At 71.2% G+C, this 15529-nt stretch carries 13 protein-coding genes; 7 read left to right on the top strand and 6 right to left on the bottom strand.

Annotated features, from left to right (window positions below):
- Positions 1-30 precede the first annotated feature (30 nt).
- The 4 genes from sdhA to AOA12_RS05130 are packed head-to-tail and all read left to right on the top strand — an operon-like array spanning position 31 to position 4710.
- Positions 31-1857 carry a succinate dehydrogenase flavoprotein subunit gene (sdhA, locus tag AOA12_RS05145; protein WP_054680948.1) on the top strand — a complete coding sequence of 609 codons (1827 nt, stop codon included), beginning with the start codon at positions 31-33 and terminating at the stop codon, positions 1855-1857.
- Entirely contained in the window at positions 1857-2636 is a 780-nt protein-coding gene (locus tag AOA12_RS05140) for a succinate dehydrogenase iron-sulfur subunit (protein WP_054680947.1), read from the top strand. The genes sdhA and AOA12_RS05140 overlap by 1 nt, the downstream gene beginning before the upstream one ends.
- A gap of 37 nt (positions 2637-2673) precedes the next feature.
- The gene (locus AOA12_RS05135) at positions 2674-3852 is read left to right on the top strand and encodes a YihY/virulence factor BrkB family protein (protein ID WP_231637185.1); all 1179 of its coding nucleotides are present in this window, start codon (positions 2674-2676) and stop codon (positions 3850-3852) included.
- Positions 3853-3873: 21 nt separating this feature from the next.
- Entirely contained in the window at positions 3874-4710 is an 837-nt protein-coding gene (locus AOA12_RS05130; protein WP_054680945.1) for an exodeoxyribonuclease III, read from the top strand.
- A 68-nt stretch (positions 4711-4778) separates the two neighbouring features.
- Here the strand turns inward: AOA12_RS05130 and ppsA are convergent, their stop codons facing one another.
- The gene (gene ppsA / locus AOA12_RS05125; RefSeq protein WP_054680944.1) at positions 4779-7163 is read right to left on the bottom strand and encodes a phosphoenolpyruvate synthase; all 2385 of its coding nucleotides are present in this window, start codon (positions 7161-7163) and stop codon (positions 4779-4781) included.
- Between the two features lie 7 nt (positions 7164-7170).
- Positions 7171-8064, bottom strand: a complete 894-nt coding sequence (locus AOA12_RS05120; protein WP_082405958.1) for a pyruvate, water dikinase regulatory protein — start codon at positions 8062-8064, stop codon at positions 7171-7173.
- 167 nt (positions 8065-8231) lie between these two features.
- Between AOA12_RS05120 and trpS the strand changes: the two genes are divergently transcribed.
- Complete coding sequence (trpS, locus tag AOA12_RS05115) at positions 8232-9236, top strand: tryptophan--tRNA ligase (RefSeq protein WP_082405956.1); 1005 nt, start codon at positions 8232-8234, stop codon at positions 9234-9236.
- A gap of 185 nt (positions 9237-9421) precedes the next feature.
- Here trpS and AOA12_RS05110 read toward each other — a convergent pair whose 3' ends face one another.
- Both AOA12_RS05110 and AOA12_RS05105 read right to left on the bottom strand, forming a co-directional pair.
- Positions 9422-9646 (bottom strand): DUF559 domain-containing protein, encoded by a 225-nt coding sequence (locus tag AOA12_RS05110; RefSeq protein WP_054680942.1) that lies wholly within the window; start codon positions 9644-9646, stop codon positions 9422-9424.
- Positions 9619-10257 (bottom strand): hypothetical protein, encoded by a 639-nt coding sequence (locus tag AOA12_RS05105; protein ID WP_054680941.1) that lies wholly within the window; start codon positions 10255-10257, stop codon positions 9619-9621. The genes AOA12_RS05110 and AOA12_RS05105 overlap by 28 nt, the downstream gene beginning before the upstream one ends.
- A 294-nt stretch (positions 10258-10551) precedes the next feature.
- Here AOA12_RS05105 and AOA12_RS05100 point away from each other — a divergent pair, with 294 nt between their 5' ends.
- On the top strand, positions 10552-11124 hold the full coding sequence (locus tag AOA12_RS05100) for a GNAT family N-acetyltransferase (protein ID WP_054680940.1): 573 nt from the start codon (positions 10552-10554) through the stop codon (positions 11122-11124).
- 159 nt (positions 11125-11283) lie between these two features.
- Complete coding sequence (locus AOA12_RS05095; RefSeq protein WP_054680939.1) at positions 11284-12147, top strand: Fpg/Nei family DNA glycosylase; 864 nt, start codon at positions 11284-11286, stop codon at positions 12145-12147.
- 31 nt (positions 12148-12178) lie between these two features.
- Here AOA12_RS05095 and glpK read toward each other — a convergent pair whose 3' ends face one another.
- Together glpK and AOA12_RS05085 are read right to left on the bottom strand one after the other, a co-directional pair.
- Positions 12179-13711: a glycerol kinase GlpK gene (gene glpK / locus AOA12_RS05090; RefSeq protein ID WP_156366642.1), complete on the bottom strand. Its 1533-nt coding sequence runs from the start codon at positions 13709-13711 to the stop codon at positions 12179-12181.
- A gap of 84 nt (positions 13712-13795) precedes the next feature.
- Complete coding sequence (locus tag AOA12_RS05085; RefSeq protein WP_054680938.1) at positions 13796-15475, bottom strand: glycerol-3-phosphate dehydrogenase/oxidase; 1680 nt, start codon at positions 15473-15475, stop codon at positions 13796-13798.
- Positions 15476-15529 lie beyond the last annotated feature (54 nt).

Genomic DNA, 15529 nt, shown 5'->3' with positions numbered 1-15529 from the left:
GTCGACCACGACGTAAGGCGTTTTGTTCACGTGAGCACCCAGACCAGCGAATCCGTCGTCAAGAACGGCGTGCACTACCACCAGTTCGACATCGTCATCGTCGGCGCCGGCGGCGCCGGCATGCGCGCGGCGATCGAGGCCGGGCCCGGCGCGAAGACCGCCGTGATCACCAAGCTCTACCCGACGCGCTCGCACACCGGTGCGGCGCAGGGCGGCATGGCGGCGGCCCTGGCGAACGTCGAAGAGGACTCGTGGGAGTGGCACACCTTCGACACCGTGAAGGGCGGCGACTACCTCGTCGATCAGGATGCCGCGGAGATCCTCGCGAAGGAGGCGATCGACGCCGTCATCGACCTCGAGAACATGGGCCTGCCGTTCAACCGCACGCCCGAGGGCAAGATCGACCAGCGCCGCTTCGGCGGCCACACGGCCGACCACGGCAAGACCCCCGTGCGCCGCGCGTGCTACGCGGCCGACCGCACGGGCCACATGATCCTGCAGACGCTGTTCCAGAACTGCGTCAAGCTCGGCATCAACTTCTTCAACGAGTTCTACGCGCTCGACCTCATCACGGTGAAGGACGACGACGGCAAGACCGGGATCGCGGGCGTCGTCGCCTACGAGCTCGCGACGGGCGACCTGCACGTCTTCCACTCCAAGGCCGTGATCTTCGCGACCGGCGGCTTCGGCAAGATCTACAAGACGACGTCCAACGCGCACACCCTCACGGGCGACGGCGTCGGCATCATCTGGCGCAAGGGCCTGCCGCTGGAGGACATCGAGTTCTTCCAGTTCCACCCGACCGGCCTCGCCGGCCTCGGCATCCTGCTCACGGAGGGCGCCCGCGGCGAGGGCGCGATCCTCCGCAACGCCTCCGGCGAGCGGTTCATGGAGCGCTACGCGCCCACCATCAAGGACCTCGCGCCGCGCGACATCGTCGCGCGCTGCATGGTCAAGGAGGTGCTGGAGGGCCGCGGCGCCGGCCCCCACAAGGACTACGTCTACCTCGACTGCACCCACCTGGGCGCCGAGGTGCTGGAGACCAAGCTCCCCGACATCACCGAGTTCGCGCGCACCTATCTGGGCGTCGACCCGGTCGTCGAGCCGGTGCCGGTGATGCCCACCGCGCACTACGCGATGGGCGGCATCCCCACCAACAACAGCGGCGAGGTGCTCGCCGACAACGAGACCGTCGTCCCGGGCCTGTACGCCGCGGGCGAGTGCGCCTGCGTCTCGGTGCACGGCGCCAACCGCCTCGGCACCAACTCGCTGCTCGACATCAACGTGTTCGGCAAGCGCAGCGGCCGCAACGCCGTCGAGTACGTCCAGACCGCCGAGTTCGTGCCGCTGCCGGAGGACCCGGCCAAGGAAGTGCGCGACATGCTCGAGGGCCTGCGCAACAACGCCGGCGGCGAGCGCGTCGCCGTGCTGCGCAAGAAGCTGCAGGACGAGATGGACGCCAACGCGCAGGTGTTCCGCACCGAGGAGACCCTGACCAACGTCCTGGGCACGATCCACGACCTGCGCGAGCGCTACAAGAACATCCACGTCGACGACAAGGGCAAGCGGTTCAACACCGACCTGCTCGAGGCCGTCGAGCTGGGCTTCCTGCTCGACCTCGCCGAGATCGTCGCCTACGCGGCCCGCAACCGCCGCGAGAGCCGCGGCGGTCACATGCGCGAGGACTACCCCGACCGCGACGACGAGAAGTACATGCAGCACACGATGGCCTACCTCACGGGCGACCCGCACTCGCCGGTGCCCGAGGACCACATCAAGCTCGACTGGAAGCCCGTCGTGTTCACGAAGAACGAGCAGGGTGAGTTGAACTACCCGCCGATGGAGAGGAAGTACTGATGTCGACCGCCATCGTCGAAGAGACCGTCGAGCAGGATGCCGCCGCGCAGAGCGGCGGTGAGTCCGCCGTCCAGTCGTTCCTGGTCACCTTCATCATCCGCCGCTTCGATCCGGAGGTCGACGCCGAGCCCCGCTGGGTCGACTACGACGTCGAGCTGTACTCCACCGACCGCGTGCTCGACGCGCTGCACAAGATCAAGTGGGAGGTCGACGGCTCGCTGACCTTCCGCCGCTCGTGCGCGCACGGCATCTGCGGCTCCGACGCGATGCGCATCAACGGCCGCAACCGCCTGGCCTGCAAGACGCTCATCAAGGACCTCGACATCTCCAAGCCGATCTACGTCGAGGCGATCAAGGGTCTGCCGCTGGAGAAGGACCTCATCGTCGACATGGAGCCGTTCTTCGCGGCCTACCGCGAGGTCAAGCCCTTCCTCATCTCGAGCTCGAAGCCCGAGCCCGGCAAGGAGCGCTTCCAGTCGATCGCCGACCGCGAGATCTTCGACGACACCACCAAGTGCATCCTGTGCGCCGCGTGCACGTCGTCGTGCCCCGTGTTCTGGACCGACGGCCAGTACTTCGGCCCGGCCGCGATCGTCAACGCGCACCGCTTCATCTTCGACTCGCGCGACGACGCGGGCGACGTGCGCCTCGACATCCTCAACGACAAGGAGGGCGTGTGGCGCTGCCGCACGACCTTCAACTGCACCGAGGCGTGCCCGCGCGGCATCGAGATCACGAAGGCCATCGCCGAGGTCAAGCAGGCCGTCCTGAAGAGCTGAGACGCGGCACGGTCCCCCGCGTCGCTAGTCTGTGAGCGTGTCCCGCCGGCCCCGTGAGCGCCGCGGCCAGTCCGCCGCGTTGCGCGAGAGGCTCGAGCCGCCGCTGGAGCGCGCCGTCGCGATCACCCAGGCCACCCTCGCGTGGTTCCCCGTGCGCGTGTGGCGCCACTTCCTGCAGCACAACGGCTTCCTGCTCGCCGCCGGCGTCAGCTATCAGGGGCTGTTCGCCGTGTTCGCGGCGATCTACGTGGCCTTCGCCGTCGTCGGCCTGTGGCTCGGCGGCAGCCCCGACGCCGTGCGCGGCCTCGCGGGCATCATCAACGACTACATCCCCTACCTGATCGAGATGGACGGCGAGCCCGGCCTCATCGATCTCATCGACCTGCAGAAGATCGCGACCGACAGCACGAGCGTGCTGGCCGTGACCGGTGTCGTCGCCCTCGGGGCCGCGCTGTGGACCGCGATCGGCTTCGTGACCTTCGCACGGCGCGCCGTGCGCGACATCTTCGCCCTCCCCTTCGACGACCGCTCGTACGTGCTGCTGAAGGCCCGCGACCTCCTGGCCGCCCTCGTGTTCGGGCTCGCGCTGATCGTCGGCTCGGCGCTCATCACGCTCGGCACGTACTCGCTCACGGCCGTGTTCACGATGCTCGACTGGAACACGAACTCGTCGCTGTTCAACGGCAGCGTGCGCGTGGCATCCGTCGTCGTGTCGTTCGCGATCAACGCCTCGTCGCTCGGGGCGCTGTTCTGGTTCCTCACGGGGACGTCGCCGCCCTGGCGCATCATCTGGCCCGGCGCGCTCATCGGCGGCGCCGGCGTGACCGTGCTGCAGCTGGCCACCGGCCTGCTGCTGTCGTACACGCCGGCGAACCCCCTGCTCGCCACCTTCACCGTCTTCGTCGGCCTCATGCTCTGGTTCCGGGTCATCGGCGTGGTCATGCTCATGTCCGCCTCGTGGATCGCCGTGACCGCGAACGACGCGCGCATCCCGCTGCAGGAGAAGAGCCCCGAGGAGGAGCTCTACGAGCGCCACCAGGCGCTGCTGCTCGCCGCGCAGGTGCGCGTGCAGGAGGCGCAGGACGCGCACGCGGCATCCGGCTGGCCCCGCCGCTGGCGCACCCGCCGCGCGCTGCACCGCGCGCAGGCCGACCTCGCGGAGCTCGAGGCCTCCGCTCCCCCGGCGCCCGTGCGACGCGGGCTGCTGTTCGAGTAGGACATCTTCTAGGCTGGTGCGGTGACCCGAACGCTGCGCATCGCCTCCGTCAACGTCAACGGCATCCGTGCCGCCGTGCGAAAGGGCATGCTCGCGTGGCTCGACGACGCCGGCGTCGACGTGCTGACGCTGCAGGAGGTGCGCGGCGAGGACGTGCACCTCGAGCAGGCGCTGCCCGACTGGCACTTCGTGCACGACCGCGCGCTCGCCAAGGGCCGCGCGGGCGTCGCGGTCGCGGCCCGCGAGCCGCTCGAGATCTGGCGCACCGAGCTGGGCGACGACGCCCTCGACTCGGCCGGGCGCTGGCTCGAGGTCGACATCGCCGCGGGCGACACGGTGCTGACGGTCGTGAGCGCGTACGTCCACACGGGCGAGGCCGACACGCCCAAGCAGGAGGCGAAGTACGCGTTCCTCGACGCGATGGAGGCCCGGCTCCCCCGGCTCGGCCCGCTCGCCCTCATCACGGGGGACCTCAACGTGGGGCATCGCGAGCTCGACATCCGCAACTGGCGCGGCAACCGCAAGAACGCGGGCTTCCTGCCGCGCGAGCGCGCCTACTTCGACCGCTTCACGGCGCCCGCGGGCGAGACCGTGACGTGCGTCGACGAGACCACGGGCACGGGCCTGGGCTGGGTCGACGTGGGCCGCCGCTGGGCCGGCGAGGTCGACGGGCCCTACACGTGGTGGTCGAACCGCGGCCAGGCCTTCGACAACGACACGGGCTGGCGCATCGACTACCACCTCGCGACGCCCGCCCTGGCCGCCACGGTCACCGACTACCGCGTCGTGCGCGCGCCGTCGTGGGACACGCGCTGGAGCGACCACGCGCCGGTCATCGCCGACTACGCGATCGGCTGAGACGCGAACCGCCCGCCTCCTTCCCGCGACGTGCGCGGAGGAGGCGGGCGGATGCCGGCGGTGCGGCGTCAGGCGGAGGGCTGCGTCTCGCGGGCGATGCGCATCCAGGTCTCCACGACCGTGTCGGGGTTGAGCGACATCGACTCGATGCCCTGGTCGACGAGCCACTGCGCGAGGTCGGGGTGGTCCGACGGGCCCTGGCCGCAGATGCCGACGTACTTGCCGCGACGGCGGCACGCCTCGATCGCCATCGCGAGCATCTTGCGCACGGCGGGGTCGCGCTCGTCGAAGACGCTCGCGACGAGCGCCGAGTCGCGGTCGAGGCCGAGGGTCAGCTGCGTCATGTCGTTGGAGCCGATCGAGAAGCCGTCGAAGACGTCGAGGAACTCGTCGGCCAGCAGCGCGTTCGACGGCACCTCGCACATCATGACGACCTCGAGGCCGTTGTCGCCCTGGCGCAGGCCGTAGCGCTGCAGCAGGTCGATGACGGCGCGGCCCTCGTCGAGGGTGCGCACGAACGGGATCATGATCTTGACGTTCGTGAGGCCCATCTGGTCGCGCACGAACTTCAGCGCCTCGCACTCCATCGCGAAGCACTCGCGGAAGTCGGCCGAGATGTAGCGCGACGCACCGCGGTACCCGATCATCGGGTTCTCCTCGTGCGGCTCGTACTGGTCGCCGCCGATGAGGTTGGCGTACTCGTTCGACTTGAAGTCGCTCATGCGCACGATGACCGGCTCGGGGGCGAACGCGGCCGCGATCATCGAGATGCCCTCCGCGACGCGCTTGACGAAGTAGTCGCGCGGGCTGTCGTAGGCGGCCGTGAGCGTGTCGACCTGGCGCTGCAGCTCGGGCGACACCGTGTCGCGCTCGAGCAGGGCGCGCGGGTGGATGCCGACCTGGCGGTTGATGACGAACTCCAGGCGGGCGAGGCCGACGCCGCGGTTGGGCAGCTTCGCGAAGCTGAACGCCTGGTCGGGCGTGCCGACGTTCATCATGATCTTGACGGGCACGTCGGGCATCGCGTCGAGGCGCGTCTCCTCCTCGGCGAAGTCGAGGATGCCGTCGTACACGTTGCCGTCGTCGCCCTCGGCGCACGAGACCGTGACGGGCGTGCCGTCCTTGAGCACCTTCGTGCCGTGCCCTGTGCCGACGACGGCGGGGATGCCCAGCTCGCGGGCGATGATCGCCGCGTGGCACGTGCGGCCGCCGCGGTTGGTGACGATCGCCGACGCGCGCATCATGATCGGCTCCCAGTCGGGGTCGGTCATGTCGGCCACGAGCACGTCGCCGGGCCGGAAGTCGTTCATCTGGTCGATGCTCGTGAGCACGCGCACGGGGCCCGCGCCGATGCGCTGGCCGATCGCGCGGCCCACGACGAGCGCCTCGCTGCGCTCGCGCAGCACGAAGCGGCTGAGCACGGCGCCGTCGGCGCGCGAGACGACGGTCTCGGGGCGCGCCTGCAGGATGTAGAGCCTGCCGTCGCCGCCGTCGCGGCCCCACTCGATGTCCATGGGGCGGCCGTAGTGCTTCTCGATGACGACGGCGTGGCGGGCGAGCTCCTCCACCTCGGCGTCCGTGATCGAGAAGCGGCGGCGGTCCTCCTCGGGCACGTCGAAGAACTCGATCGTGCGGCCCACCTCGGTCGACCCGGTGTAGCGCATCGCGACGGCCTTCTCGCCGACCTGGCGCTTGAGGATCGCGGGGCGGCCCTCGGCGAGCGCGGGCTTGTACACGTAGAACTCGTCGGGGTTGACGGCGCCCTGCACGACGGCCTCGCCGAGACCGTAGGAGCTCGTGATGAAGACGGCGCGGTCGAAGCCCGACTCGGTGTCGACGGTGAACATGACGCCCGAGGCGCCGATGTCGGAGCGCACCATGCGCTGCACGCCCGCCGAGAGCGCGACGTCGTAGTGGTCGAAGCCGTTGTGCACGCGGTAGGCGATGGCGCGGTCGTTGTAGAGCGACGCGAAGACGTGGTGGATCGCCTCGACGATGTTGTCGATGCCGCTGATGTTCAGGAACGTCTCCTGCTGGCCCGCGAACGAGGCGTCGGGCAGGTCCTCGGCGGTGGCGCTCGAGCGCACCGCCCACGAGACGTTCTCGGGGTCGGGGTCGTCGGCGACGGCGCGCGCGTACGCCTCGCGGATGTCGCCGTCGAGGTCGGCCGGGAACGGCTGCTCCAGGATCCACTGCCGCACCTGCGCACCGACCCGCGTGAGCTCCGCGACATCCTCGACGTCCAGGGCGCTCACGGCGTCATGGATGCGCTTCTCGAGGTCGTTCGCGGCCAGGAAGGTGCGGAACGCGTCCGCCGTCGTGGCGAAGCCGCCGGGCACCCGCACCCCCAGATGGGAGAGCTGGGAGACCATCTCGCCGAGCGATGCGTTCTTGCCGCCGACCTGCGGCAGGTCGCCCATGCCGAGATCCTGGAACCACAGGATGTTGCTCATATTCACGTCACCTCGAACTGTTCTTGGGTGTGGTCTGCGCGCGCGCCGCTCGCAGTCTCATGGATTGGATGATGACCGCCGACATCTCCTCGACGCTCTTGGCCGACGAGTTGAGGTAGGGGATGTTGTGGCGTCGGTAGAGGTCCTCGGCCCGGCGCAGCTCGAGCGTGCACTGCTCGAGGCTCGCGTAGTGCGACTGCGGGCGTCGCTCGCTGCGCACCTGGCTCAGGCGCTGCGCCGTCGTGATGAGGCCGAAGCAGCGCTCCGGATAGGGCGCGATCATCTTCGGCAGGCCGACGGTCGGGAAGTCGTCGTCGGTGAGCGGGTAGTTCGCGACGAGCAGTCCGTACTGCAGCGCGAGGTACATCGTCGTGGGCGTCTTGCCGCACCGGCTGGGGGCCACGATGATGACGTCCGCGAGATCGAGCGCCCGCCCGCTCTGGCCGTCGTCGTGCTCTATCGCGTACTCGACCGCGCGCATGCGGTCGTGGTACTTCTCCAGGTCGCCGAGCGCGTGGTACTGGCCCGGCCGCTCCGAGGCCTTCACGCCGAGCGCGCCCTCCAGCTCGACCAGGTGGCCGGCGAGCAGGTCGATCGTGACGCCGGGCGCCGCGTGCAGCAGCTTGCGCAGCTGGAACTGCTTGACCGTCGTGAAGACGACCGGCTCCTGTCCCTCGGCGTACGCGCGAGAGATCTCCTGCACGACTTCGGCCGCCTTCTCTGGCGTGTCGACGAACGGCATGGTGTGATGGTCGAACACGATCTCGGGGAAGTTCACGAGCAGCGCGGACCCCAGCGTCTCGGCGGTGATGCCGGTGCTGTCCGAGACGAAGAACGCGGCACGTCGCGCCTGCACGAGCGGAATCGCGTCAGAGGTGGGTGGCAGGACGAATTCGGACATCGCAGACTTCCCGTCTCGGGGCGGCGCGGATACCGCCACTGCTCACACGTTACCGTCACGTCGGGGGTCGTCATGACCACGCGAACCGTGAATATATTCTATGGGTAGCTGATCCAGGCCGCGGACGACGGCGCCGGTCGCGGCGTCCGTCGCCGTAGACTTGCCGGGTGAGCAAACCCCGTCTGTACTCCGGAATGCAGCCGTCCGCCGACTCTCTCCAGATCGGCAACTACATCGGGGCGCTCATGCAGTGGCGCGACCTGCAGGAGTCGTACGACGCCTTCTTCTCCGTCGTCGACCTGCACGCGCTCACCCAGCCGAACGACCCGGCCGAGCTGCGCGAGAAGACGCGGCGCACCGCGGCGCAGTACATCGCCGCGGGCATCGAGCCCTCGCGCTCGACCCTCTACGTGCAGTCGCACGTGCCGGCGCACGCCGAGCTCGCCTGGGTGCTGTCCACGATCACGGGCTACGGCGAGGCCGCCCGCATGACGCAGTTCAAGGACAAGTCGGCCCGCTACGGATCGGACGCCACGAACGTCGGCCTCTTCACGTACCCCGTGCTCATGGCCGCCGACATCCTGCTGTACCAGACCGACATCGTGCCGGTCGGCGACGACCAGAAGCAGCACGTCGAGCTGACGCGCGACCTCGCCGAGCGCTTCAACGCGCGTTTCGGCCCGGCCTTCCGCGTGCCCATGCCCGTGATCCAGCAGGACACCGCGCGCATCTACGACCTGCAGAGCCCCACGGCCAAGATGTCCAAGTCGGCCGAGTCCGACACGGGCGTGCTGTGGCTGCTCGACGACCCGTCGGTGTCGGCGAAGAAGATCATGCGCGCGGTGACCGACTCCGAGGGCTCGGTGCGCTATGACCGCGAGAACAAGCCGGGCGTCTCGAACCTGCTCGTGATCTATGCCGCCCTCACGGGCCGCCAGATCCCGGCGATCGAGGACGAGTACGCGGGCCGCGGCTACGGCGACTTCAAGAAGGGCCTCGCCGAGGTCGTGGTGGGCGAGTTCGGGCCCGTGCGCGAGCGTGCCCTCGAGCTGCTCGCCGACCCCGCCGAGCTCGACCGCGTGCTCGCCGCCAACGCGGCCCGTGCCGAGGAGGTCGCCAACGCGACCCTCGCCGACGTCTACGCGAAGATCGGCCTGCTCCGCCGCATGTGATCCGCGGCGGCGGCGCGGCGGCCTCTCCCCGCGGGACGGTCCGCAGACCCCGACCCGCCGGCCGGCCTCCGCTCCTCGACCCCGTTCACAATTCAGGAAGAACGGCCGCGAATGCGGCATCCGCCCCGCTGCGGGCCGGTTCTTCCTGAATCGTGAACGGTACGGGCGGGGGCGGCGCGCGGGCGTCACGCGCGCCGTGCGGCGCGGTGGGCGGCCACCAGGCCGCGCACGGCCGCGAGCACGATGTCGGGCCGGTGGAACAGGTCCTCCGCCAGCGGCCGGATGGTCGTGTACCCGAGGGCCGCGGCGGCGAGGTCGCGCCGCCGGTCCTCGCGCTGCCTGTCCCAGCCCTCGTGATGGGCCTTGCTGTCGCATTCGACGATCAGCCATCCGTCGACGACGAAGTCCACTGCCGCAGACCGAGCTGCCGCAGCAGCAGGCGCATGAACGTCTCGCTGCCCGACTCCGCCTTCCCGTCCGCGACGTCGAGGATGACCCGGTACCGACGCGGGAGCCCCGCGAACACCCTATGCACGTCGTGCCACGTCAGCAGCCCGAGGTGCAGCACGCTGTCGACGGCGGCCACCGCGCCCCGGACGCTCTGGCACCGGACGGCCTGCGCCAGCGCGTCGGCGACGCCCACGGTCCCGAGCGTCGTGCCGTCGTGCCGCAGCGGCGACCAGTGCAGCCGCAGGTCGTCCTTCGCCTTCCGGGTCAGCGCGCGATCGCTCCGGTCGGGCGTGCGCAGGCGTGACATCGACGCGTCGAGGTGCACGTGCAGGGCGCGCGAATCGAGCACGAACACCCCCAGCAGCGACAGCAGCGACACGCACGCCAGCCGCCCGCCGACGCGGACGGCGCGGTCGACGCCGTCTGCGGGCGCACGCATGTAGCGGTCGCGTCTGACGCGCAGCAGCCATCCGTCGCGCACCGCCCGGGTGATGTCGCGGCCGCGCATCCCGCGGACGCGCAGATCGGCGCGGGTGAGGACCTCCCGGGGTCCCAGGTTCAGATCGGTCATGCCCCCAGCGTCGGCGTCCTCGGACGGCCGCGGACGCCGCCGGCCCGGATCTGTGGACAGCTGTGCGAACACGGCGATTGTGGACGAGGACTCGCGGATGCCGGCGGAGCCCCGTGTTCGCAATCCTGTGTTCATGATTCAGGAAGACCGGGCCGAGACCGGCGCTTCGCGCCCCGGGCGGGCGGTTCTTCCTGAGTTGTGAACGGGTGGTGGGGTGAGATCGCCGCGCGGGATCGCCGGGGCGGGGCGGGGAACGGGCGGGATGACGACGGGCGGGCGGGGTAGGGTCGGGGGATGCAACCGGTGACGCTGCGCACGGCGCGGGTGGAACTGTCGGTTCCGACAGCGGCCGACGTCGACGCGATCACGGCCGCGTGCCAGGACCCGCTGATCCAGCGGTACACGACGGTGCCGTCGCCGTACGCGCGGTCGCACGCGGAGGACTTCGTGCGCAAGGCCACCGAGTGGTGGGATGCCGAGAAGGAGACGACCTGGGCGCTGCGGCATCCGCGGCAGGACGGCGAGCTGGCGGGCATGATCGGGCTGCACCGGCTGCGCGGTCGCGAGGCCGAGCTCGGCTACTGGACGGCGCCCGCCCAGCGGGGCCAGGGCCTCGTCGCGGAGGCGGCGCGGGCCGTACTCGACTGGGGCTTCTCGTCCGACGGCCTCGGGCTCGTGCGCATCGAGTGGCGCGCCGTGGCCGGCAACGTCGCGTCGGCGCGCACGGCGCGCACGCTGGGGTTCCGCTACGGCGGCACGCTGCGCGCCGCGCTCGTGAACGGCGCCGGCATCCGGCACGACGCGTGGATCGCCGACCTGCTCGTCACCGACGACCGCACGCCGCAGGCGTGGCCGGTGCTGGCGTGACCGCGGCCTGACGACGCGACCGGGGCCCGACCCGGCCACGCCGCCGCCCGAGACCGCGCCCGGTCCGAGCCGTCGCGCGAGCCGCGGGCCGTCCCGGGCCCGGCTCCTCACCCGGGCCGCGGGCCACACCGTGTCGGTGCTTCGTGACAGGATGGCGGCATGCCCGAGATGCCGGAGGTGCAGGGGCTCGTCGACTTCCTCGACGAGCGGCTGCGGGGCCGTGCGATCACGAAGACCACGGTCGCGGGCATCGCCGCGCTCAAGACCTACGATCCGCCCATCGACGCGCTGCGCGGCGCGACCGTGACCGCGGTGCGGCGCTACGGCAAGTTCGCGGGCCTCGCGACGGACGCCGACGTGCACCTGGTCTTCCACCTCGCCAAGGCGGGCTGGCTGCGCTGGTACGAGCAGCTGCCGCAGACGGTCATCCGGCCGGGCAAGAGCCCCATCGCGCTGCGCGTCGGCTTCGACGACGACGCGGGGCTCGACCTCACCGAGGCGGGCACGAAGAAGTCGCTCGCGGTCTACGTCGTGCGCTCCCCCACCGACGTGCCCGGCATCGCGCGCCTGGGGCCCGACCCGCTCGACGCGGACTTCACCCGCGAGACCCTCGCGGCGCTGCTGCACGGCCGCCGCACGCAGATCAAGGGCGTGCTGCGCGACCAGTCGATCGTGGCCGGCATCGGCAACGCCTACTCCGACGAGATCCTGCACGCGGCGCGCATGTCGCCGTACGCACTCGCCGCGAGCCTCGGCGACGACGAGGTCGACCGCCTCTACGCCGCCACCCGCGAGACGCTCGCCGAGGCGGTCGCCGCCGCGTCGGGCAAGCCGCCCGCCGACCTCAAGGACGCGAAGCGCCGCGGCATGGCCGTGCACGGCCGCCGCGGCCAGCCGTGCGCCGTCTGCGGCGACGAGGTGCGCAGCGTGTTCTTCGCCGACAACTCGCTCGAGTACTGCCCGACGTGCCAGACGGGCGGCAAGATCCTCGCCGACCGCCGGCTGTCGCGGCTGCTGAAGTGACAGGGCGTGAAGTGACGGCGCGCCGCAGCGGCTACTCGAGCGTCCCGGCGAGCGCCCGCGCGTCGTCGTCGACCCAGTCGATCGACTTCGAGACGGCCTTCTTCCACAGCCGGAACCGTCGCGCCCGCTCGTCGGCCGGCATCCGCGGCTCGAACCGGACGTCCTCCTGCCAGTGCGCGCGCAGCTCGTCGCGGCTGCCCCACACGCCCACCGCGAGGCCCGCGGCGTAGGCGGCGCCGAGCGCGGTCGTCTCGATGACCTTGGGACGCACGACGGGGATGCCGAGGATGTCGGCCTGGAACTGCATGAGCGCGTTGTTGCGCGTCATCCCGCCGTCGACGCGCAGCTCGGCGAGGTCGCGTCCCGCGTCGGAGACGACGGCCTCGATCACGTCGCGGGTCTGGAACGCCGTGGCCTCCAGCGCGGCGCGCGCGATGTGCGCCTTCGTGACGTAGCGGGTGAGCCCCACGAGGGTGCCGCGCGCGTCGGGCCGCCAGTAGGGCGCGAAGAGGCCCGAGAAGGCGGGCACGAAGTAGGCGCCGCCGTTGTCGTCGACGGTGTCGGCGAGGGTCTCGACGTCCTCGGAGCGCTCGATGATGCCGAGGTTGTCGCGCAGCCACTGCACGAGCGACCCCGTGACGGCGATCGAGCCCTCCAGCGCGTAGTGCGCCGGCTCGCCCGCGCACTGGTAGGCGACGGTCGTGATGAGCCCGGCCTTGGACTGCACGATGTCGGTGCCCGTGCCGACGAGCACGAAGTTGCCCGTGCCGTAGGTGTTCTTCGACTCCCCCGCGCCGAACGCGGCCTGCCCGAACGTCGCGGCCTGCTGATCGCCCAGGATGCCCGCGATGGGGACGCCGGAGAGCGCCCCCGGCAGCTGCACGTGGCCGTAGACCTCCGACGACGAGCGGATCTCGGGCAGCATGCGGCGCGGGATGCGCCACAGTTCGAGCAGCTCGTCCGACCAGTCGAGCGTGCGCAGGTCCATGAGCATGGTGCGGCTCGCGTTCGTGACGTCGGTCACGTGGATGCCGCCGTGCACGCCGCCCGTGAGGTTCCACACGAGCCACGTGTCGGGCGTGCCGAACAGCAGGTGCCCGCCCTCCGCGGCCTCGCGGGCGCCCTCGACGTTGTCGAGGATCCAGGCGACCTTCGACGCCGAGAAGTAGGTCGCGAGCGGCAGCCCCGTCGTCTCGGCGAAGCCGCGCACGCCATGCGCGGCGACGAGCCTGTCGATGCGCTGCTGCGTGCGCGTGTCCTGCCAGACGAGCGCGTTGTGCACGGGCAGCCCCGTGCGCCGGTCCCACACGATCGAGGTCTCGCGCTGGTTCGTGACGCCCACCGCCACGACCTTCGCCGTGCTCGCGCGGTCGACGACGCGGGAGAGCACCCACTCCGCGTTCGTCCAGATCTCGAGCGGATCGTGCTCGACGCGTCCGGCGCGCGGGAAGATCTGCGCGTGCTCGCGCTGGGCGGTCTCGATGATGCGACCGGCGTGGTCGAACACGATCGCGCGCGTGGATGTCGTGCCCTGGTCCAGGGCGATCACGTGACTCACCGGCACCTCATTCACTGGGTCGTCTCCTCGTCGCGGACCCGCCTTCGACGATAGCCGCTCGACGGCGCCGCCAGATACCCGGTGCCGCCGTCAGGCATGCGCGGTGTCAGGGGCCTCGGCGACGCCGGCGGCCCGCGCCGCCTCGGCGGCGCGCCGCTCCGCGTCCCACCCCAGCTCGTCCGCGACGACGTCGGCGACCTCGGCGAGCGCCTCGGGCGTCGCGTCGCCCGTGAAGGCGATGCTCGTGCGTCGGTGCACGAGGTCGTCGAGGTGCACGACGTGCTCGGTGCGGGCCAGGTGCCGCAGCTCTCCCGTGCTGTAGGCCGGGAGCGTGCGGAGCGGCCGGTCGTCGTCGCCGAGCGCGGCGATGACGTCGGCGGCGACCGTGCCGTAGCGGTCGAGCAGCCGCGCGGCGCGCGCGAAGCCGACCGTCCCGGCGTGCGCGCCGATCCACTGGTGCCGAGCCCGCTCGGTGGTCGGGTAGCCGGCTCCCCCGCCGATCGGCAGGCCGCGCGTCGAGCGCCGCCGCGGCTGCCCGAGCACGTCGAGCACGTGGTCGGCGAGGCGCTCGGCCGAGGCGCGGAACGTCGTCCACTTGCCGCCGACGAGGCTCAGCACGGTCGTGCGCGACGTGCCGAGCCGGCTCTCCTCGATGCGGTAGTCGCGCGAGACGAACCCGGGGGCGACGTCGCCGTGACCGGGCAGCGGGCGCACGCCCGCGAACCGGTGCACGATGTGCGACCGGTCGACCCGCACGCGCGGGAAGACGTGGCCGATCAGGTCGAAGAAGTAGTCGACCTCGGCATCCGTGCAGACGATCGGCGCGCTCATGTCGTGCTCGAGGTCGGTCGTGCCGACCAGCACGCGTCCCTTGAGCGGGTAGATGAGCACGATGCGTCCGTCGGCGTGCTCGAAGAAGATCTCGCGGCCGCCCGTCGCATCGAGCAGCTCGGGATGGTCGAGCACGATGTGCGAGCCCTTCGTGCCGCCCATGAAGCGGGTCGGCGCGCCCAGCGCGGCGTTGGTGCGGTCGACCCACGGGCCCGTCGCGTTGACGACGACGGGTGCGCGGAAGACGAACTCGCCGTCGTCGTCGGCGAGCACGACGCCGCCGTCGCTCTGACCGACCGCCGCCGTGTAGCTGGCGGCCCGGGCCCGTTCGCCGCCCGCCGCGAGGCCGTCGCGCAGCACGTCGATCGCGAGGCGTTCGGGGTCGTGCAGCGAGGCGTCCCAGTAGGTGGCGGTGTACTTCGCCCGCGGGGTCAGCTGCGGCAGCAGCCGGTGCGAGCGGCGGCGCCCCCGGAACGTGTGACGCGGCACGGAACCCTCGCCGAACAGACCGCCGCCGCGCGAGAACGAGTCGTAGATGACGAGGCCGATCTTGATGAGCACGGCGCCGCGCTCGACGTGCGTCCGGCCGCCGTGGCGCAGGAAGCGCAGCGGCGCCGACAGCAGTCCGGAGAAGGTGGACGAGACGGGGATCGTGGTCTGCAGCGGGCGCACGTAGTGCGGCGCGGTCCTCAGCAGCGCGTTGCGCTCGGTGACGGCCTCGTGCACGAGCCGGAACTCGCCGTTCTCCAGGTAGCGGATGCCGCCGTGGATCATGTGGCTGGATGCCGCGGAGGCGCCGCTCACGACGTCGTTCCGCTCGGCGAGCGCGACGTCGACGCCCTGCAGCGCCAGGTCGCGGAAGGTCGCGAGGCCGTTGATGCCGCCGCCGATGATGAGCACGTCGGCCCGCGGACGGTCACGCAACTGCGCCGAGCTCATGGCGGTCCCTTCGTGGCGGATGCCACCATCCTCGCACCGCGGGAGGGGCCGAGG

Source organism: Microbacterium sp. No. 7 (genome assembly GCF_001314225.1).
Lineage (GTDB): Bacteria > Actinomycetota > Actinomycetes > Actinomycetales > Microbacteriaceae > Microbacterium.
The sequence above is the reverse complement of the archived record's forward strand: the minus strand, read 5'-3'. Positions and strand labels throughout refer to the sequence as shown.

Bases quoted from the DNA above. Each gene is read 5' to 3' on its own strand.
- AOA12_RS05140 (WP_054680947.1), top strand. From the start codon at position 1,857: ATGTCGACCGCCATCGTCGAAGAGACCGTCGAGCAGGATGCCGCCGCG.
- ppsA (WP_054680944.1), bottom strand. From the start codon at position 7,163: ATGAGCAACATCCTGTGGTTCCAGGATCTCGGCATGGGCGACCTGCCG.
- AOA12_RS05120 (WP_082405958.1), bottom strand. From the start codon at position 8,064: ATGTCCGAATTCGTCCTGCCACCCACCTCTGACGCGATTCCGCTCGTG.
- AOA12_RS05105 (WP_054680941.1), bottom strand. From the start codon at position 10,257: ATGACCGATCTGAACCTGGGACCCCGGGAGGTCCTCACCCGCGCCGAT.
- AOA12_RS05100 (WP_054680940.1), top strand. From the start codon at position 10,552: ATGCAACCGGTGACGCTGCGCACGGCGCGGGTGGAACTGTCGGTTCCG.
- AOA12_RS05095 (WP_054680939.1), top strand. From the start codon at position 11,284: ATGCCCGAGATGCCGGAGGTGCAGGGGCTCGTCGACTTCCTCGACGAG.
- AOA12_RS05085 (WP_054680938.1), bottom strand. From the start codon at position 15,475: ATGAGCTCGGCGCAGTTGCGTGACCGTCCGCGGGCCGACGTGCTCATC.